This window comes from Aminobacter sp. MET-1, assembly GCF_026521175.1.
Classification (GTDB): Bacteria; Pseudomonadota; Alphaproteobacteria; order Rhizobiales; family Rhizobiaceae; genus Aminobacter.
The window spans coordinates 146,052-164,959 of record NZ_JAMSHL010000008.1; the positions used below are offsets into that span (position 1 = coordinate 146,052).

The 18,908-nt window shown below is 64.0% G+C and carries 19 protein-coding genes; 14 read left to right on the forward strand and 5 right to left on the reverse strand.

Going from position 1 to position 18,908, the window contains the following annotated elements:
• Positions 1–156 precede the first annotated feature (156 nt).
• The 9 genes from NDO48_RS13850 (at position 157) to NDO48_RS13890 (ending at position 10,240) form a co-directional block, all read left to right on the forward strand.
• A complete protein-coding gene (locus NDO48_RS13850; protein ID WP_018427930.1) occupies positions 157–1,167 on the forward strand; it encodes an NADPH:quinone oxidoreductase family protein in 1,011 nt (336 codons plus the stop codon).
• Positions 1,164–3,257 carry a 3-hydroxyacyl-CoA dehydrogenase NAD-binding domain-containing protein gene (locus NDO48_RS13855; protein ID WP_018427929.1) on the forward strand — a complete coding sequence of 698 codons (2,094 nt, stop codon included), beginning with the start codon at positions 1,164–1,166 and terminating at the stop codon, positions 3,255–3,257. The genes NDO48_RS13850 and NDO48_RS13855 overlap by 4 nt, the downstream gene beginning before the upstream one ends.
• A gap of 50 nt (positions 3,258–3,307) precedes the next feature.
• Positions 3,308–4,186, forward strand: coding sequence for a CoA transferase subunit A (locus NDO48_RS13860; RefSeq protein ID WP_018427928.1), 879 nt, complete (start codon positions 3,308–3,310; stop codon positions 4,184–4,186).
• Between the two features lie 11 nt (positions 4,187–4,197).
• Positions 4,198–4,998 (forward strand): CoA-transferase subunit beta, encoded by an 801-nt coding sequence (locus NDO48_RS13865; protein ID WP_018427927.1) that lies wholly within the window; start codon positions 4,198–4,200, stop codon positions 4,996–4,998.
• Between the two features lie 64 nt (positions 4,999–5,062).
• Positions 5,063–6,265, forward strand: coding sequence for an acyl-CoA dehydrogenase family protein (locus NDO48_RS13870; RefSeq protein ID WP_018427926.1), 1,203 nt, complete (start codon positions 5,063–5,065; stop codon positions 6,263–6,265).
• Between the two features lie 15 nt (positions 6,266–6,280).
• Entirely contained in the window at positions 6,281–7,351 is a 1,071-nt protein-coding gene (locus NDO48_RS13875; protein WP_018427925.1) for a phosphotransferase family protein, read from the forward strand.
• Positions 7,352–7,363: 12 nt separating this feature from the next.
• Positions 7,364–8,134, forward strand: coding sequence for an SDR family NAD(P)-dependent oxidoreductase (locus NDO48_RS13880; RefSeq protein WP_026227190.1), 771 nt, complete (start codon positions 7,364–7,366; stop codon positions 8,132–8,134).
• Between the two features lie 232 nt (positions 8,135–8,366).
• Positions 8,367–9,572, forward strand: coding sequence for an acetyl-CoA C-acyltransferase (locus tag NDO48_RS13885; protein ID WP_018427923.1), 1,206 nt, complete (start codon positions 8,367–8,369; stop codon positions 9,570–9,572).
• Positions 9,573–9,634: 62 nt separating this feature from the next.
• Positions 9,635–10,240, forward strand: a complete 606-nt coding sequence (locus tag NDO48_RS13890) for a VOC family protein (protein WP_267321658.1) — start codon at positions 9,635–9,637, stop codon at positions 10,238–10,240.
• A gap of 51 nt (positions 10,241–10,291) precedes the next feature.
• Here the strand turns inward: NDO48_RS13890 and NDO48_RS13895 are convergent, their stop codons facing one another.
• The 4 genes from NDO48_RS13895 to NDO48_RS13910 form a co-directional block, all read right to left on the reverse strand.
• The gene (locus NDO48_RS13895) at positions 10,292–11,050 is read right to left on the reverse strand and encodes a TetR/AcrR family transcriptional regulator (protein ID WP_018427921.1); all 759 of its coding nucleotides are present in this window, start codon (positions 11,048–11,050) and stop codon (positions 10,292–10,294) included.
• A 166-nt stretch (positions 11,051–11,216) separates the two neighbouring features.
• Positions 11,217–12,107 (reverse strand): SDR family NAD(P)-dependent oxidoreductase, encoded by an 891-nt coding sequence (locus NDO48_RS13900; RefSeq protein WP_018427920.1) that lies wholly within the window; start codon positions 12,105–12,107, stop codon positions 11,217–11,219.
• Positions 12,104–12,982, reverse strand: a complete 879-nt coding sequence (locus NDO48_RS13905) for an SDR family NAD(P)-dependent oxidoreductase (RefSeq protein ID WP_018427919.1) — start codon at positions 12,980–12,982, stop codon at positions 12,104–12,106. The genes NDO48_RS13900 and NDO48_RS13905 overlap by 4 nt, the downstream gene beginning before the upstream one ends.
• 112 nt (positions 12,983–13,094) lie before the next feature.
• On the reverse strand, positions 13,095–13,583 hold the full coding sequence (locus NDO48_RS13910; RefSeq protein ID WP_026227189.1) for a nuclear transport factor 2 family protein: 489 nt from the start codon (positions 13,581–13,583) through the stop codon (positions 13,095–13,097).
• Positions 13,584–13,710: 127 nt separating this feature from the next.
• On the opposite strand from NDO48_RS13910, the gene NDO48_RS13915 reads away from it, so the two are divergent.
• Both NDO48_RS13915 and NDO48_RS13920 read left to right on the forward strand, forming a co-directional pair.
• Positions 13,711–14,124, forward strand: a complete 414-nt coding sequence (locus NDO48_RS13915; protein WP_081623467.1) for a nuclear transport factor 2 family protein — start codon at positions 13,711–13,713, stop codon at positions 14,122–14,124.
• A gap of 37 nt (positions 14,125–14,161) precedes the next feature.
• A complete protein-coding gene (locus tag NDO48_RS13920; RefSeq protein WP_198292856.1) occupies positions 14,162–15,022 on the forward strand; it encodes an SDR family NAD(P)-dependent oxidoreductase in 861 nt (286 codons plus the stop codon).
• Positions 15,023–15,067: 45 nt separating this feature from the next.
• Here the strand turns inward: NDO48_RS13920 and NDO48_RS13925 are convergent, their stop codons facing one another.
• On the reverse strand, positions 15,068–15,835 hold the full coding sequence (locus NDO48_RS13925) for an SDR family NAD(P)-dependent oxidoreductase (RefSeq protein WP_026227188.1): 768 nt from the start codon (positions 15,833–15,835) through the stop codon (positions 15,068–15,070).
• Positions 15,836–16,024: 189 nt separating this feature from the next.
• Here NDO48_RS13925 and NDO48_RS13930 point away from each other — a divergent pair, with 189 nt between their 5' ends.
• Genes NDO48_RS13930 through NDO48_RS13940 form a run of 3 tightly spaced genes read left to right on the forward strand, consistent with a single transcriptional unit; the run spans position 16,025 to position 18,905 of the window.
• Positions 16,025–17,161: an acyl-CoA dehydrogenase family protein gene (locus tag NDO48_RS13930; RefSeq protein ID WP_267321659.1), complete on the forward strand. Its 1,137-nt coding sequence runs from the start codon at positions 16,025–16,027 to the stop codon at positions 17,159–17,161.
• Positions 17,158–18,333 (forward strand): acyl-CoA dehydrogenase family protein, encoded by a 1,176-nt coding sequence (locus NDO48_RS13935; protein ID WP_018427913.1) that lies wholly within the window; start codon positions 17,158–17,160, stop codon positions 18,331–18,333. The genes NDO48_RS13930 and NDO48_RS13935 overlap by 4 nt, the downstream gene beginning before the upstream one ends.
• A gap of 38 nt (positions 18,334–18,371) precedes the next feature.
• Entirely contained in the window at positions 18,372–18,905 is a 534-nt protein-coding gene (locus NDO48_RS13940; protein WP_018427912.1) for a nuclear transport factor 2 family protein, read from the forward strand.
• The last annotated feature ends 3 nt before the right edge of the window (positions 18,906–18,908 follow it).

Here is an 18,908-nt window from a genome sequence, read left to right on the forward strand (position 1 = left end):
AGATTGTTCGGCATATCAGCGGTTTGGCGGCCAAAATGCCTGCTGTTCAGCGACTAGTCCCATCAGACGATGTTAGCGGTCTGCCCCTGTCCCATTCCTTGCCTCGATTGAAGAATTTGGCAGTGCCGAAATGGCAGCAACAAGCGGCGTAGGAAAATGAAGGCAGTGATCTGCAAGGAGTTCGCCCCGAGGGCGGAACTCAGGATTGAAGAGGTATCGGACCCGGTGGCAAAGCCGGGTCAGGTGGTGATCCGCATCGAGGCATGCGGCATCAACTTCTTCGACGGTCTGATGGTCGAGGGCAAGTACCAGACCAAACCCGAACTGCCGTTCACGCCGGGCAGTGAGGCCGCCGGCACGATCATTTCGGTCGGCGAGGGCGTCGAACGCCTGACGGCTGGGATGCGCGTCCTGGCCTTTTCCGGTATCGGTGGCTATGGCGAGCAGGTCGCGGTCGATGCCTGGAAGGTGTTTCCGATCCCCGCCGAGATGAGCTTCGTCGAGGCAGCCGGTTTCCTGATCACCTATGCGACCTCGCACCATGCACTCAAGGATCGCGCGCAGATCAAGCCGGGCGAGACCCTTCTGGTTCTCGGTGCAGCCGGTGGCGTCGGCCTGACTGCCGTCGAGCTCGGCAAGCAGATGGGGGCACGCGTCATCGCTGCCGCCTCCAGCGACGAGAAGCTGGCGCTGTGCCGCGAATACGGTGCCGACGAGACGATCAACTATTCGACCGAGGACCTTCGCCAGCGGCTCAAGGATCTGACCAACGGCCAGGGCGTCGACGTGGTCTATGATCCGGTCGGCGGTAGCATGACAGAGACGGCGGTGCGCGGGTTGGCGCTTTTCGGTCGGCTGCTGGTGATCGGCTTTGCCGCCGGCGACATCCCCAAGATCGCGCTCAACCTGTTGCTGCTCAAGCAGTCTGCACTGATCGGCGTGTTCTGGGGTGCCTATGCGCGCTCGTCGCCCGATAAGAATGCCGAGAACATTGCCGAGTTGATGGACTGGTTCGCCAAGGGCGCGCTCAGGCCGCATATCTCGGCCGAATATCCGCTCGACCGCTTCGCCGAGGCGCTCGACGTCGTTATGGAGCGTGCCGTCAAGGGCAAGGTCGTTCTGGTGACAGGCAATTCAGGACATAGCAGGGAAGGAGTGCCGGCATGACCGAGCAACTCGTCAAGACCGTCTCGGTCGTCAAGCAAGGCAACATTCTGGTCGCGACCGTCGACAATGCGCCGGTCAATGCGCTGTCTCATTCGGTGCGCGTTGGGCTGATCGAGGCCGTGAAAGCGCTGGAAAGCGATACCGAAGCACGTGCCATGGTCATTCTGTGCGACGGCCGCACCTTCATCGCCGGCGCCGACATCCACGAATTCAAGAAGCCGATGGTGGCGCCGCTTTTGGGCGAAGTGATCGACACGCTCGACGCAGCGACCAAGCCGATCGTGGCCGCTATCCACGGCACGGCGCTTGGCGGCGGCCTCGAAGTGGCGCTCGCCTGTAGCTATCGCATCGCGCTCGAAGGCTCGAAGGTCGGTCTGCCGGAAGTCAAACTCGGCATCCTGCCGGGGTCGGGCGGCACGGTTCGCCTGCCGCGTCTCGCCGGTGTCGAGCAGGCACTGGCGATGATCAGCGAGGGTGGCCAGATCTCGGCACGCGACGCCCGCGAAAAGGGCATTGTCGACGAGGTCGTCTCGGGGGACCTGAAGGTAGCTGCAGTCGCATTCGCCGCAAGGGTGATTGCTGACGGTGCAAAATTGCGCCGAACCAGCGACCTGCCGGTGCCGGCGTTCGATCCTGCCGTCCTTGAAACCAGCCGTGCGGCATTGGCCAAGAAATACAAAGGCTTCAAGGCGCCTCTTGTCGCGGTTGATCTGATCAAGATGGTCACCGAAACACCAGTCGGCGAGGCCATCGCGCTCGAATACAAGACCTGCAAGGAGCTGTTGGTTTCGCCGCAGTCCAAGGCGCTGCGCCATATCTTCGCGGCGGAACGAGAGGCGCTGAAGATCGACGGCGTCGATGCCGAGGTGAAGCCGCGAGAGGTCAAGAAGGTAGCCATTGTCGGTCCCGGCACCATGGGCCGCGGCATTGCCGCCTGCTTCCTCAGCATCGGCATTCCGGTAACCCTGATCGGCCTGACCGACGAGGGGCTTGCTTCTGCAACCAAGGCGATCGGCAAGATCTATGAAGGCAGTGTCAAGCGCGGAAGCCTGTCGACCGATGAGATGCAGCGCCGCATGGCGTTGCTGAGCGCCACGACTGCTTATGACGGCCTTGGCGATGTCGATTTGGTGATCGAGGCGGTGACCGAACAGCTCGACGTCAAGAAGGACGTATTCGCCAAGCTCGATGCAGTCCTGCGCGACGATGCCATCATCGCCACCAACACCTCGTTCCTCGACATCGAGGAACTGGCCGCGTCGTCGAAGAACCCGGCGCGCGTCGCCGGCATGCATTTCTTCAACCCCGCCAATGTCATGAAGCTGCTTGAAAACGTGCGGGCAGCGAAGACGGCTCCGGACGTTCTGGCGACCACCACGGCGCTGGGCAAGCGCCTCGGCAAGGTGCCGGTCATGGTCGGACGCTCCGAAGGTTTCGTTGCCAACCGCATGCTTTCCAAGCGCACGCGCGAGGCTCAGTTCCTGCTCGAGGACGGTGCGACGCCGCAACAGGTCGACCGCGTGCTAACCGCTTTCGGCTTCCCGATCGGCCCGTTCGCGCTGGCCGATCTCGCCGGCATGGACATCATGGCCGCAGCACGGGCGGCACGCGTCGCCCGTATGTCGCCGCGGGAGCAGCAGTGCAACATCGTCGACAGGCTGGTTGCTGCCGGCCGGCTCGGCCAGAAGTCGGGCGCGGGCTACTATGTCTATGACGAGAACCGCAAGGCTTCGCACGATCCCCTCGTAGACGAACTGCTCGACGCGCATCGCAAGGAGCGCGGCTTCACCGCGCGCACCATCACCGACGAGGAAATCCTCGAACGCTGCCTGTTTGCCATGGTCAACGAGGCAGCCAAGATCCTCGACGAGAGTGCGGCGGCGCGGCCCGGCGATATCGACGTCATCTGGACCAATGGCTTCGGCTTTCCGACCTATCTGGGCGGCCCGATGTTCTACGCCGACCAGGTCGGCCTGCCAGCGGTCAAGGCGGCGCTCGACAAGTACGCCGGGCTCGTGGGCGATCAATATTTCAAGCCGGCCGCGCTCATAGAGCGGCTGGTAGCCGAGGGCAGGGGTTTCTACGGCTGAGCCGTGGATCCTTGTCGAAACAATACGAAGAACAAACGGATTAGGTATCTATGAACAAGGAAATGGACCTGAAATCGGTCGTCGCCCAGCTGCGCGACGGCATGACGATCGGATTTGGCGGTTGGGGTCCCCGTCGCAAGCCGATGGCGCTGGTGCGCGAGATCCTGCGCTCGGACCTCAAGGACCTGACGCTCGTCGCTTATGGCGGGCCGGAAATCGGCATGCTGTGTGCTGCGGGCAAGGTCAAGAAGCTGATGTATGGCTTCGTCTCGCTCGATGCGATGCCGATCGAGCCCTACTTCCGCAAGGCGCGCGAAGCAGGTGCTGTCGAGGTCGCGGAACTCGACGAGGGCCTTCTGCTGCTCGGCCTGCAGGCTGCTGGCCACAACCTTCCCTTCGCCGCGACGCGCGTCGGCCTCGGCTCCGACGTCATGAAGTACAATCCGCACTTCAAGACGGTGAAGTCGCCTTACCACGACGGCGAAGTGTTGCTGGCGATGCCGGCAATCAAGCTCGACGTGGCGCTGATCCACACCAGCCGCGCCGACCGCCTGGGCAACACCCAGACCGACGGTCCGGACCCGTTCTTCGACGGCCTGTTTGCGCGCGCCGCCAACAAGGTGTTCGTCACCACCGAGGTGCTGGTCGACCGCATCGACGCCGAGTATTCCGACAAGGCCAAGAGCCAGCTGTTCGAGCGCTGCCTGGTAACCGGCGTGGTCAAGGCACCGCTCGGCGCCCACCCGACGGCGGCACACGACGCCTATGGCTGGGACATGGGGCACCTCAAGGACTACGCCGCATCGGCGACCGAAGAGGGCGGCTGGCAGCGCTATTTCGACCAATATGTGAAGGGCGACGAGGCCAGCTACGCCGCGAGCGTTGGCGGCGAAGCCAAGATCCGCGCCCTGCCGCTCCCCATTTTCTGATCGGACACGACATGACGACTGCAAAAGAATTCACTCTTGCCGAACTGATCATCGCCGCCGGCGCGCAGGCATGGGCTGCCGATGGTGAAGTTCTCGCCACCGGCATCGGCCCGCTGCCGAGGCTTGCGGCTGGCCTTGCCAAGCTGACCTGCGCCCCCGGCATCATGATGACCGACGGCGAGGCCTACCTCGTCGAAGACCCGATCCCGCTTGGACCGCGCGGCGACTACAAGCCGAAGCTGTCAGGCTGGATGCCTTACAGCCGCGTCTTTGACAGCGTCTGGAGCGGTCGCCGCCACGCCATGGTGACGCCCGTGCAGGTCGACCGCTACGGCCAGGGCAACATCTCCGCACTGGGCGGCGAGTTCCAGAAGCCGAAGGTTGCGATGCTGGGCGTCCGCGGCTTCCCGGGCAACTCGATCTGCCACAAGAACTCGATGTTCCTGCCCAACCATTCGAAGCGCACCTTCGTCGAGGGTGAGGTCGATGTGGTGGCAAGCGTCGGCTATAACGCCAAGAACTGGCCGGAGGGCGCCAAGCCCGCCGACGTCAAGCTCGGCGTGGTCATCACCGACCTGTGCGTGTTCGACTTCAACGGTCCCGATCATGCAGCCCAGGTGCTGTCGCTGCATCCTGGCGTCACCTTCGAGCAGGTACAGGATGCCACCGGCTTCCCACTGCTGCGCGCCGAAGGCATGACCACCACGGCAGCCCCGACCGAGGAACAGCTGGCCATCATCGCCAAGCTCGACCCATACAATGTCCGCGCCACCGTGCTGAAGGGCAATCCTTCAGGCGTCCGCGCCGCGTGACGACATCGCCGCCGGCAGTCATCTGCCGGCGGTTCTTCCTTGGAATGGCATTGGCGGACGCAAGATGGACTTCGAATACAGCGACAAGACGAAAAACCTGCTCGAACGGCTCAATGCCTTTATGGACGAGCATGTCTATCCCAATGAACGCCGCTATCACGAGGAAGTGGAAGCAGACCGCTGGGGGCATCCGGCTGTTCTTGAAGAACTGAAGACCAAGGCCAAGGCCGCCGGACTGTGGAACCTGTTCCTGCCGGATTCTTCTCATGGTGCGGGCCTGACCAACACCGAATACGCACCGCTCTGCGAAGTCATGGGCCGGGTGCATTTCTCGTCGCAGATCTTCAACTGTTCAGCGCCCGACACCGGCAACATCGAGACCATCGAGCGCTACGGCACCGAGGAGCAGAAGGCGCGCTGGCTGCCCGGCATGCTCGACGGTTCGATCCGCTCGGCCTTCGCCATGACCGAGCCTGACGTCGCTTCCAGTGACGCGACCAACATCCAGAGCTCGATTGTCCGCGACGGCGATGACTATGTCATCAACGGCCGCAAATGGTGGATTTCGGGTGTGGGCGACCGCCATTGCGAGCTGCTGATCTTCATGGGCAAGACCGACCCCAATGCGGCCAAGCACCAGCAGCAGTCGATGATCCTGGTGCCGATGGACACGCCAGGCATCAAGGTGCTGCGGCCGATGACGGTGTTCGGCTACGACGATGCCCCGCATGGCCACATGGACATGCTGTTCGAGAATGTGCGTGTGCCGGTATCCAGCATGCTGCTCGGCGAAGGCCGCGGCTTCGAGATCGCACAGGGGCGCCTCGGACCGGGGCGTATCCACCACTGCATGCGTCTGATCGGCCTTGCCGAACGTTGCCTGGAGCTGATGTGCCGGCGGGTGAAGAGCCGCGTCGCCTTCGGCCGACCGATCGCCGAACAGTCGGTGACGCTCGAGCGCATTGCCGAATCCCGCATCCTCATCGACCAGGCCCGGCTGCTGACGCTGAAGGCCGCCTACATGATGGACACTGTCGGCAACAAGGCGGCGCGCGCCGAGATCGGCATGATCAAGGTGGCCGCGCCGAACATGGCCTGCAAGGTCATCGACTGGGCGATCCAGGCGCATGGCGCTGCTGGCGTTTCACAGGACTTCGTGCTCGCCAACTATTATGCGCATGCCCGCAAGCTGCGCTTCGCCGACGGCCCCGACGAGGTGCACCGCAACCAGATCGGGCGCATCGAACTCGCCAAATACGTGGATTGAGCGGGGAGGCGCGCCATGGATGCCAGCCGTTTTGTCGGCACCGAGCCGCTCGCCGCCGACAGCAAGATCGACGTCGCGCGGCTGCATGGCTATCTCAAGGCCAACATTGAGGGTTGCGAGGGTGAGCTTTCGGTCGAGCGCTTCCGCGGTGGCCAGTCCAACCCGACGATGTTGCTGTCTTTTGATGGCGTGCGCAAACTGGTGCTGCGCAAGAAGCCTGACGGGAAGTTGCTGCCGTCGGCCCATGCAGTAGACCGCGAGTTCCGCGTCATCAGCGCCTTGCGCGATAGCGACGTGCCGGTCGCGGGTGCGCGGTTGCTCTGCGACGACGAGAGCATTGTTGGCGCGATGTTCTACGTCATGGATTTCGTCGAGGGGCGTTCGTTCTGGGCACCTGCCTTGCCAGAGCAGTCGCCTGCGGAGCGCAAGGCGATCTACATGGAGATGAACCGCGTCGCAGCCGCTCTCCACACCACCGACTACAAGGCTGTCGGCCTCGAGGATTTCGGCAAGCCGGGAGACTATGTCGCCCGTCAGGTGGCCCGGTGGTCCAAGCAGTATCGCGCCTCCGAGACCGAAATCATCGAGGCGATGGACCGGCTGATCGAATGGCTGCCCGGCAATATTCCGCCGGAAACACGCACGTCGCTGATCCATGGCGACTTCCGGATCGACAACATGATCTTCCACCCGACCGAGGCGCGGGTGTTGGCTGTGGTCGACTGGGAGCTGTCGACGCTGGGCGAGCCCATGGCCGATTTCGCCTATCACATGCTGACTTGGCGCCTGCCCAACCAGCCTTATCGCGGCCTCGGCGACCTCGACATCGGCGCACTCGGCATTCCTGACGAACGCAGCTATCGCGACGCCTATCTCAAGGGCACGCGTCAGGAAGGCGTGTCGGACCGCCACTGGTACGCCTATCTGGCCTACAGCCTGTTCCGCGTCGCCGGCATTCGCCAGGGCATCATGAAGCGTGTGGTCGATGGCAATGCTGCGAGCGCGCATGCCCGCGAGGCCGGTGCTTTGGCACGGCCGGTGGCCGAATTCGGCTGGCACTATGCCGAGCTGGCGATGAAATCATAAGGGAGGATGGACATGAGCGGACTGTATCCGGCCGAGGGAGCGGCCATCGTCATCGGTGGCAGCGGCGGCGTCGGCGCTGAGATTTGCCGGGTGCTGGCACGCGACGGCTGCGACGTGGCGCTGACCTATCACAGCAATCAGGCCAAGGCGGAAGCTGCGGCAGAGTCCGTACGCAGCGAGGGGCGCAAAGCCTCGACCCACAAGCTCAACATCGAGGATGTCGAGGCGACCCGCGCCTTCATTGACGGCGTCGCCGAAGCCTCTGGCGGGATCCACACCGTTATCTACGCTGCCGGGCCGCTGGTGCCGCTGATCCATCTCAGCAAGATCGAGCCCGAGCAGATGCGCAAGCATTTGATGCAGGACGCCTTCGGTTTCTTCAACGTGATCCACTACGCCATCCCGCATCTGCGCAAGACGCGCGGCTCTGTCGTCGCCTGCCAGAGTTCGGCGCAGTATCGCTTCGCCTCTGCCGACGGCCTTTCGGTCGTGCCGAAATCGGCGGTCCATGCGCTGATGAAAGGGGTCGCCAAGGAAGAGGGCCGCTACGGCATCCGCTCCAATGGCGTGGCGCTCGGCATCATCGAGACCGGCCAGCACACCGAGCTCAGCAAGCTCGGCTACATCGACGACAAATACATGCAGGCGGCGGCCATGAACACGCCGCTGCGCCGCAACGGCAAGGCGATCGACATTGCCGAGGCTGTGTCGTTCCTCGCCTCCAGCCGCGCCGGCTTCATTTCCGGCGAGGTCATCAATGTCGATGGCGGCTACCACGTCTGACCCCTTCTTCGGCGCGGGCTGCATTGCCTGCGCCGTTGCCCCTTCCGCACCGGGCTTTTGCCATCGATGCGTGACGCGGAATTGCCGTTAGTCTTTTCAGACGATGTTCGGCCGCCCCGTCGCTCCTAGCAAGTATTTGGAAAACTTCGGTTCCGGGCGCTGCGCAGCAGAAAATGTCCTGCGCGTTGCCTGCCTGGTTCCCTGCTTAAAACAACTGTTCTGGAGCAATCCTTTGCGCGAAGCCGTCATCGTTTCCGTCGCCCGCACCCCCATCGGCAAGGCCTTCCGTGGCGCCTTCAACGACACCGAGGCGCCGGCGTTGTCGGGTCACGCCGTTCGCGAGGCGGTCAAGCGCGCCGGCATCGCCCTCGATACAGTTGAAGACGTGATCATGGGCTGCTCGGCCCAGCAGGGCACGCAGGGCTACAATATCGGCCGCCTGAGCGCCGCCTCCGCCGGCCTGCCCGACAGCGTGCCGGGCATGACCATCGACCGTATGTGCTCGTCGGGCCTGATGGCGGTGTCGATCGCCGCCAAGCAGATCATCGTCGATGGCATGGAGACGATCGTCGCCGGCGGCGTCGAGTCGATCAGCCTGACCCAGAACAAGCACAAGAACAGCTACCGCTCGCGCTCGCAGGCGGTGACCTCGCAGTGGCCGCACATGTACATGACGATGATCGAGACAGCCGAGATCGTCGCGAAGAAGTATGGCATCAGCCGGGAGGCACAGGACGAGTTCTCGCTGACCAGCCAGCTGCGCACGGCTGCCGCCCACCAGGCGGGCCGCTTTGAAGACGAGATCGCCCCGATGGCCTCGCGAAAGATGGTGGTCAACAAGGAAACCAACGAGACCAGCTTCCAGGACGTGACCCTGATGCAGGACGAAGGTTTCCGCGCCGACACCAATCTCGAGGGACTGGCCAAGCTGAAGCCGGTCTTTGCCGACGGCGAAGTGATAAAGCTTGGCGAATATGTGACCGCTGGCAACTCGTCGCAGCTGTCGGACGGCGCGGCTGCGCTGGTCGTGATGGAGGCCAGGCGCGCCGAACAGCTCGGCCTCAAGCCGCTGGGCGCCTATCGCGGCATGGCTGTCGCCGGTTGCGCACCCGAGGAGATGGGCATCGGCCCGATCTTCGCGGTGCCGAAGCTGTTGCAGAAGCACGGCCTCAAGGTCGATGACATCGGTCTTTGGGAACTCAACGAGGCCTTCGCCAGCCAGGCGGTCTATTGCCGCGACACGCTCGGCATCGACCCGGACAAGGTCAACGTCAATGGCGGCGCCATCGCGGTCGGTCATCCGTTCGGCATGACCGGCGCGCGCACGGCCGGCCATGTGCTGATCGAAGGCCGTCGCCGTGGCGTGAAATACGGCGTGGTCACCATGTGCGTCGGCGGCGGCATGGGCGCTGCCGGCCTGTTCGAAATCTTCAACTGACGCAGAGTTTCAAGACGTTGAACCGCCTGCCTCCGCAGGCGGCGTTCCTTGGGGAGGGGATGATGACCGTAGCCGATCTCGGACTTGCACAGGGTTTGAAACCTATCCTTGGGCCGGCAACCCAACTCGGCTTCGTCGTCCGTGACGTTGAAAAGACGATGCGCCACTGGATCGACGTCTTCGGCGTCGGCCCGTTCATCTTCATGGAGCGTGGCGTCAGCCAGCCGGTCAGCACCACCTGGCATCGCGGCCAGCCGGTCGAAGTCGAGCTCAAGCTCGCCTTCGGCTATATGGGCGACGTGCAGATCGAGCTGATCGAACAGACCAACGACGCCTCGTCGCCCTACACGGATTTTTTGGCGGCCGGCCGTGAGGGCCTGCAGCATCTGGGTTTCTGGGTGCATGATCATGCCGAGGCAACCGCTCGCGTCGAAGCCGCTGGCTACGAGCGCGACTATGAAATCCGAGTCGCCGGCCAGGACCAGTCGATCCTCTATTATCGCTCGCCCGACCTCTACGGGCCGATGCTGGAGATCGTGCCGCCGATGTGGCGACGCTCGCGCCAGGCGGTGCTGGACCATATCCGCGCTTACGCCGGCACGGATCCGATCATCCGTTTCGACACCTACAGCGCTTTCATCCAGCATGCCGGCGTGAAGTTCGACTGATTTCCAACAGATTGCGAGATGATGCGGCCGTCTGGAAACCGGCGGCCGTTTCTATTTGACCAGCTTTTCCAGCTCATCGATCTGCTGACGCAGGCCCGAAATGGTCTGGCGCACCGCCTCAGTGTCGCGCGGCTGGTCGTGATGGGCGCGCAGGCCGGCAAGCGCCATGTCGGCGATGATCTCGCCGATTTCAGTCGGCGTGCGGGAGCCTGAAGGCGAGTACCAGCGCGACGTCCAGTTGGCCATGCCGATCACGGCAAAGGCCGTGACCTTGGGATCGACGGTACGGAACTCGCCCGAGGCCATGCCGTCGGAGATGCAGCGCACATAGAAGTCGTAAATGTGGCGGCGACCCTGGTTGTAAAGCGGGCCGAGCGCCTCCGGGATCTGTGTTTCAAGCCGCGACAGCAGAATGAAGCGGGCGCCGGAAGACAGGCGGCGGACGATGCCGTCAACCACGGCGCGGCGCAGCCGCTCGGTGGGCGAAAGGCTGGGCTCCGCCATTAGTTCCTGCAGCCGGTGGGACGGCGTCAGCGCCTCGGATTCGACCAGTGCGGCCAGCATCTCTTCCTTGTTGCGGAAGTAGTGGTAGACGGCCGAACGGCCGAGCCCCAGCGCCTGGGCGATATCGTTGATGCTGGTCTGGACGTAACCCTTGCTGTCGAACAGCTCGGCAGCGATGTCGATCAGCTGCTCGCGCACCAACTCCTTGCGGGGGTTGGTCGACGCACGCGCCGAGGCGTCGCGATCGTAGGTGTCGGTGGCGATGCTGCCCGCGTCCGTCTGTACCATGCGCACCATCCTGCTCATTGCACGGCCTCCCGGCTGGCGGCGCTTCGAAAAGCCCTGTGTTGGACAGTCGTCAACCAAGGGTCGAATCGTCCGGTGCCGGAATGTCTAGCCAAATCGATTATAATACTGATTGCGCCGCTGTAAGCCCGCAACGATGCAGGTTTCTTAAGGCGTTCGTCCGGCATCATGCTGTTCCTTGAACGACCTCGCCCGTCAGGGGCTGGTAAAGCGGTGCGCCAAACAGGGGCCGGCGCGATGTCGGCCGGCGACCATCGGCGTCTGTGACGCCATAGCGGTCGGCAAGCTCGGTCGAATAGAAGGTGCCGCCGCTGAGGGCCATGGCGTCACCGGCAGCATGGACTGCCGCCAGGATGCGGCCGATGAAGAACGGTGTCTCGATGTGCGGCAGGTTGCCGGCGTTGTCGCCGACCACGCCGCCAGCAGCGATGCCCGCGAGGGTACGCTCTGTGCCGATCAGCCCCGGCCACAGCGAGATCGCTGCAACGTCGAAGGGGTGCAGCTCATGGGCCATGTCGTGGGCCAGCTTGTCCTGGCCGGCCTTGCCGACGCCATAGGGCAGGCTGTGGCGGTAGACCTTGCCGCCCGGGCCGGAGGTGTTGGCGATCAGGCCGGAACGCTGGCGCACCATGATAGGCGCGGCGAAATGGCTGGCCGCATAGCTCGAGCGCAGGCCGACATCGATCATGTCGCGCCACAAGGACAAAGGGCGCTCCCAGAATTTGCCGTCGGGCACAGCCCAGTCGGGCATGGCAAAGGCGTTGTTGACCAGCAGGTCGAGACGGCCTTGTTCGGCGTCGACCCGTTTAAAAAGAGCTTCGGTCTGGCTGTCATCGAGATGATCGCAGATGGCAACGACACCCTTGCCGCCGGCCTGATCTATGGCCTCGGCGGTGTCGCGGACGGTGCCACCCCATGGGCCGATGGCCTTGCGGTCGCTGCGGCCCGTACAATAGACGGTGAAGCCTGCCTCACCGAGTGCAATCGCAATGCCGCGGCCGAGGCCGCGGCTGGCGCCGGTGACGACGGCGACCCGCCTGTGTTCGGTGCTGCTCACTTGGGCTTCCTCTGGTAGCCGAGGCCAAGCGGCTGCTGGCTGCCGGCCAGAGGGCCAGCGAAGGCCGCGGCAACCGCCTCGTAGGACCATTCGCCCTCCAGTACAGGATCGGCGATCAGCGGATGGGTGACGAAGGACAGCTGCTTGCCGGCGATGCGGACGACCTGGCCATTGATCTTTTCGGCAGCGTCGGAGAGCAGGAAGCTGACGACGGGCGCGTTGACGCCGGCGTCGGGCAGGGCAGCATAATGCACTTCGCGGCTGGCTGCCTGCTCGGCCATCAGCGCCTTGTTCTGGGCGGCCATGGCGGTTTCCGCCAGCGGCGACAATGCGTTGACGCGGACGCCGGTGCCACGCAGCTCCATGGCCCAGCTGTAGGTGAGGGACGCCACGCCGCCCTTGGTCGCACCATAGCCGCCGAGGGCTACGTCACCAGCCTGGGAACCTGAGGCGACATTGATGATCGAGCCGCCCTTGCCGGCGGCGAGCATACGCCGCGCAGCATGGCTGGCGCAGGCGGCGGTGCCTATCAGATTGATCTCGACCATGCGGCGCATGTCCGCCTCGGTGAGGTCTAGAATCTTGCCGATGCGCAGGATACCGGCATTGTTGACGACGCCTGAAATGGTGCCGAAAGCGTCTATGCAGGCGTCGACGAGTGACTGCGCATAACTCCAGGACGAGATGTCGCCGGCATGCGCGACGGCCTTGCCGCCTGCGGCCATGATCGATTCGACCGTCGACTGCGCGGCCTCAGTGCTGATGTCGTTGACGACGACCGCAGCGCCCAGGCTTGCTGCATGGCGTGCATAAGCTGCGCCCAGCCCTGATCCGGCTCCGGTGATGACCACCGATTTGCCCTGAAGTGTATTCATTTCGTGTCCTCCCGGCCGGCCAGACTCGATGAACCGGCCCCAGAAGGCATCCCACGTTCGGACGATGCCAGCCGAGGGTACCTCCTTGGGCCTGAGGATCGACGGAATGCGGTCAGTCGTCGCTTTTCACGCCGCTCGACAGCAGGTCGCGCGCTTCGACCTGGCCGTTGAGCAGCCGATTGACGCGATTCTGGACGCGCCAGCCGTTGGAGGTGCGAACAAGCTCCCAGCGGTTCGCGCTAGCGCGCTCGACACGCCAGTGATCGCCCTGATTGAGGTAAACGCGCGAGTAGCCCGTCGCCACGGCCTTGTCTCCGTTGACGGTGATATGGGGCATGCTGAGCACATGGGCGCAGCCGTCGGCCACGTAGTGGATATGCGGTTCGATATTGACCAGCGAACCGACCTTTTCGGCGCCGACGAGCGGGTCGCCGCCAAAGTCATAGGCGCCGTCCTCGCTCCAGAGCGAGGCGGTGACGCTGCCGGTGCGGCTGTCGACCGAAGGGCCGTAGGTGGCGATCAGCTGGTAGATGGCAAGTTGGTCCTCCAATCCTGCAATACGCGCTTCGAGCGCGGCAAATCTCGCTTCGAGCTCTGACATCTGTTCCTCCTCCGCTATCTGCTGTCGGCCCATAGCTGACGCGTCGAGCTCGTCCGCCATCGTTCGTTTGGAGGATGAAGGCGCTTTCATCTGACGCGACGGTGGACCGACATCAGGGGAGGATGGGATGAATCTTTTGGATCGGATGGCCGCCGAACATGAATGCGCCAAGCTGGTGCAGCGCTACTGCGTCCTTGTCGACGACTACAGGCATGAGGAACTGGTCGCGCTATGGGCGCCTGACGGCTTGTGGGAAACCTGGAAGGGGCCGCTCAGAGGCCATTCCGAGATGCGCGCCTATCTCGATGCCAAGGCGCGGACCGACACCACCATCCACATGGCGCACAACATCGTCATCGACGTGACTGATGCCGACAGCGCAAGCGGGGTTGCGACCTTCACCTATCACGGCACCAGCCGCGACGATCCGACGGCGACCCTGCCGCGCGTCGTCGGACGCTATTTCGACCGCTTCGTCCGCACCGCCAATGGCTGGCGGTTTGCCCACCGGCGTACCGACATGACCTTCCGCGCCGGCTGAACAATCAACATCAATTATCTGTTTTCACGGGACTATCATGGCTGAAACCTCACTCGCTGGTATGGCAGACGCACTGCTGGGCAAAATCACCCTGATCAGCGGTGGCGGGGCCGGCATCGGACGCGCCATCGCGCTGGCTTTCGGGCGTTGCGGGGCCGTCGTCGTGGTGGCGGAGAAGGACCAGTGTCGCGCCGACAAGGTGCGGGCCGAACTTGATGCCGCCGACGTCTGCAACGTCGTCGTCTGCGCCGACGTCACCGACGCTGCCGCCGTCGACGAAGTGATCGCACGGGTCAAGGACGGTTTCGGCCGTCTCGACGTGCTGGTCAATAATGTCGGCGACTTCCTCGGGGTCCACAAGCCGTTCGCCGAGACGACGCGGGCCGAGTGGAACGCGCTCTACGGCGTCAACCTCGAGCACATCTTCCTGATGACGCATGCCGCACTGCCCCTGCTGCGCCAGGGCGAGAACGCCAGCATTATCAACATCTCGACCATCGAAGCCTTCCGCGGCATTCCCAACTTCGCCGTCTACAGTGCCTTCAAGACCGCGATCACCGGCTTCACCAAGAGCCTGGCGCTCGAACTCGCGCCTGAAAACATCAGGGTCAACGCGATCGCGCCGGAGACGACCGAAACCGAGCAGATCCAGATCCTGAAATGGATTCCCGAAGAACATCAGCACATGGTCAAGCGCTGGATGCCGCTGGGCCGTTATGGCCAGCCTGACGATGCGGCCGGTGCCGCACTGTTCCTGGCGTCGCCACTGTCGAGCTGGATCACCGGCACGACGATCAATCTCGACGGCGGCGCGCTGGCTGCCGGCGGATGGCGCCAGACGGCCGATGGCACGTGGACCAACCGTCCTGTCATCACGGCCCACGCCCACAAAGGTTGAGGACAGGTGCGCCGGCTCAACGGCCGGCGCTTCTCTCAGAAAAACTCAACCAACAGTCTGGGCGCCGTCGACCACCAGCACGGCGCCGGTGACGAAGCAGGCCTCGTCGGAGGCGAGATAGGCGAAGGCGCTGGCGATGTCCTCGGGCTCGCCGCTTTCCTTGCCGTCGAGTTTTGGAGGCTTGACCATGATGTCGGGGTTCTGGTCCTCGATCGGCTGCAGTCCTATGCCGATCTCGGTGCGGACGCGGCCGGGGCAGATGGCATTGAAGCGCACACCCTTGGGAGCGTATTCCGTCGCCAGCGACTTGGTCATGGCGATGATACCCGCCTTGGAGGCGGCGTAGGCGGCGGCATAGGCGATGCCCTGCAGACCGGCGGTCGATGCCGTCGACACGACATTGCCGCGTGAGGCGATAAGTGCCGGCAACGCCTGGTGCACGATGTGGAAGACGCTTTCGAGGTTGATGCCGAACACGAGCGACCAGTCGTCGCCCGTCTGGTTGGCGAAATGATCACGACGGTAGATGCCGGCATTGTTGATCAGGCTGTCGAGGCGGCCGTGCAGCGCCAGCGCTTCGTCGACCATCCGGCGCGCCGAGGCCCTGTCGGCTGCGTCATAGGCAAGCGCGTCGGCGCGGACGCCATATTGCTCGCTGGCCGTGGTGCAGACCTGTCGTGCGCCGTCGACATTGCGGTCGGCGAGGATCAGCGTTGCCCCTTCAGAGCCCAGGCGCAGTGCTGTGGCGCGGCCGATGCCGGATGCGGCGCCAGTGACCAGCACCACCTTGTTGTCGAAACGCTTGAGTCCCATAGTCGCCTCCAGTGCAATGCGCGACCGTTTCGCGCCGGCAGTCTGCTGCGAACAGACCAGTCCGGACCAAGCACCGGCATCCCACATTTGGACGATGTTGCTGGCGCTGGCCGGTGGCATCCGGCATGAAGCGCATTCGTTGCCGCGTGGCGCGACACCGCTGCTCCATTCCTTGCCTGACGGGACCGCATGCTCGAATTCACACCAGACCAGCAGATGATCCGCGAGGAGGCACAGCGCTTCCTGCGCGAACAGTCATCATCCGAAGCGATCCGACGCGTGGTCGACACCGGCACCAGCCATGACGCTGTGCTGTGGAACAGCATTTCGCGCGAGCTCGGCTGGTGCGCCATGGCGATCCCGGAGGAATTCGGCGGGCTGGGGCTCGGTGCCACCGAGGTGGCGATCCTGATGGAACTTACCGGTGCGCGACTTGCCTGCGTGCCATTCTGGTCGACGGTGTGCCTGGCGGCACCGCTTCTGCAGTCGGCCGGAAGCGAGGAAGCCAAGGTAAGATACCTAGGCGCCATCGCCGCGGGCGAAATGGCCGTGACCGTCGCTTATGCCGATCTTTCTGTGGCCGATCCGGCGGCGACGGTTGCGGTCAAAGCCATCCGTGCCGGCGGCGGGTACAGGCTGGCTGGCAAGGTTGCGCAGGTTATCGACTTCGAGGTTGCCGATGTCGTTCTGGTGCCGGCCGGGCTGGAAGATGGAACGACGGCGCTGTTTGCGCTGACGCGTGATTCTGGCCAGGTGGTCACGCCACTCAAGGTGCTCGACGCGACGCGTTCGGTCGCTGCGCTCGAACTGACGCTGGAGGTTTCCGCCGAAAGCCGCATCGATGACGCAGGCGTCAGCGCCGAACAATTCCAGCGGGCGCTGACCTTCGCCAATCTTGGCCTTGCCGCCGAACAGTTAGGCGCGGCGCAGGGGGCACTCGACGTGACGCTCGCCTACATCGCCGAGCGCGTCCAGTTCGGGCGCACCATCGCGTCTTTCCAGGCGATCAAGCACCGCTGCGCCAAGCTGGTGGTCGACGTTGCTGAGACGCGGTCGCTGGTGTTCGGAGCGGCGCAGGGTGTGGGCACCTCCGGCGCAGTTGAAAGCGCGCTGGAGATCGCCGGAGCCCGTGTGCTCGCCTCCGATCTCCAGTTCCGTGCCGCCGAGGAAGCGATCCAGCTGCATGGCGGCGTCGGCTTTACCTGGGAATATGACCCGCATCTCTATTTCAAGCGCGCGCAGGCGAGTGCGGCGCTGCTTGGGGCACGCGAGGCGCAACTCGACCGAATTGCCGCATCTGTCTTCGCCGACGGAGGCTTGAAATGAGCGAACTGAACGCTTTCCGCACCGAGGTGCGCGAGTGGATGGCTGGCCATCTGACCGGCAAGTTCGCTGCGCTGAAGTATCGTGGCGGCTCGGGCGAAGGTGATGCCCTGCCGGAACTGCGCAAGGAATGGGAACGCGAGCTTGCCGCTGGCCGCTGGACCTGCCCGGGTTGGCCGGCCGAGCACGGCGGACGCGGACTGTCGGTCGCCGAACAGGTGGCATTCCAGGAAGAATACAGCCGCGCCGGCGGTCCCGGCCGCATGGGCCATATCGGCGAGGGGCTGATGGGACCGACGCTGATCGCCTTCGGCACGGAGGAACAGAAGAAGCGCTTCCTGCCTGGCATCCGCAGTGGCACGGAGTTCTGGGCCCAGGGCTATTCCGAACCGAGCGCCGGGTCAGACTTCGGCAACATCAAGACCCGTGCGAAACTCGATCCCGAGACCGGCGACTGGATCGTTTCGGGCCAGAAGGTGTGGACCTCGCTCGCGCATCTGTCCGACTGGATTTTTGTCGTGGCGCGCTGCGAAGAAGGCTCGGTCGGCCGCAACGGCCTGATCTTCCTGCTCATGCCGCTAGACCAGCCGGGCGTCGACATCCACCCGATCAAGCAGATCGGCGGCGGCGCCGAGTTCAATTCGGTGTTCTTCGACGACGCGCGCGCCAAGGCCGATGATGTTCTGGGACAGCCCGGCGATGGCTGGAAGATCGCCATGGCCCTGCTCGGTTTCGAGCGCGGCATCTCGACGCTCGGCCAGCAGATGAGCTTCCAGCAGGAACTCGACCTGATCGTCGAAGTATCAAAGGAGAATGGCTCCGACCGGTCGCCCGCAATACGCCAGCGCGTCGCCTATGCCTGGACCGGCTTGCGCGCCATGCGCTACCTCGCCATGCGCGTACTCAGCGACGACCAGTCGGCGGAAACGCGGCGCGAGGCGCTGACCTACAAGTACCAGTGGTCGAACTGGCATCGCGATCTCGGTCGCCTCGCCATGGACGTGCTGAAGATGGACGCCAACATTGTAGCGGACGATCCGCGCCGCGAACGCCTGCAGCAGATGTTCCTGTTTGCGCGCGCCGACACGATTTACGGCGGCACCAACGAAATCCAGCTCAACATCATTGCCGAGCAAGGCCTCGGCATGCCCAGGGAGCCGCGCGGCAAGCTGTAAGAGGCAAGGACGCGCCTGGGCCAGGGAGGAAATTTGGCATGGGCATACGGGAGGCAGATCTTCAGGAAATCGCGGTGCGCGAGGCGCTGCGGCGGCTGGTGACGGCCTATTCGCGCGCAGTCGACCGGCGCGACTTCAAGCTCTTGCGTAGCCTCTATCACGACGACGCCTTCGAGGAGCATGGCGATATGTTCGTGGGTGGGCCAGACGAATACATGGTCTTCGTCGAGAAGGCCCTGTCCAACTACGCTGCGACCGCACACTACGTGGTCAACACCAGCTTCGAGATCGATGGCGACCGCGCCGAGGGCGAGGTCTACAAGATCAATTATCACCGCACTCACGGCCCCGACGCCCATGAGGTCATAACAGGCAGCCGCAGCCTCGACCGCTACAGGCGCGACGATGGCGAGTGGCGCTTCCTCGGCCGCTCGATCACGCTCGACTGGTCGACAAGGCGGGCCGTCGACGCAGACGCCTACAAGGATTTCGCCGCCGGCAGCCCGCCCGGCCTGCCAGGGCCCGACGACCTGTCCTATCGAGCCCTGACGCTTTTCGGCCGCCACGGCTGACGC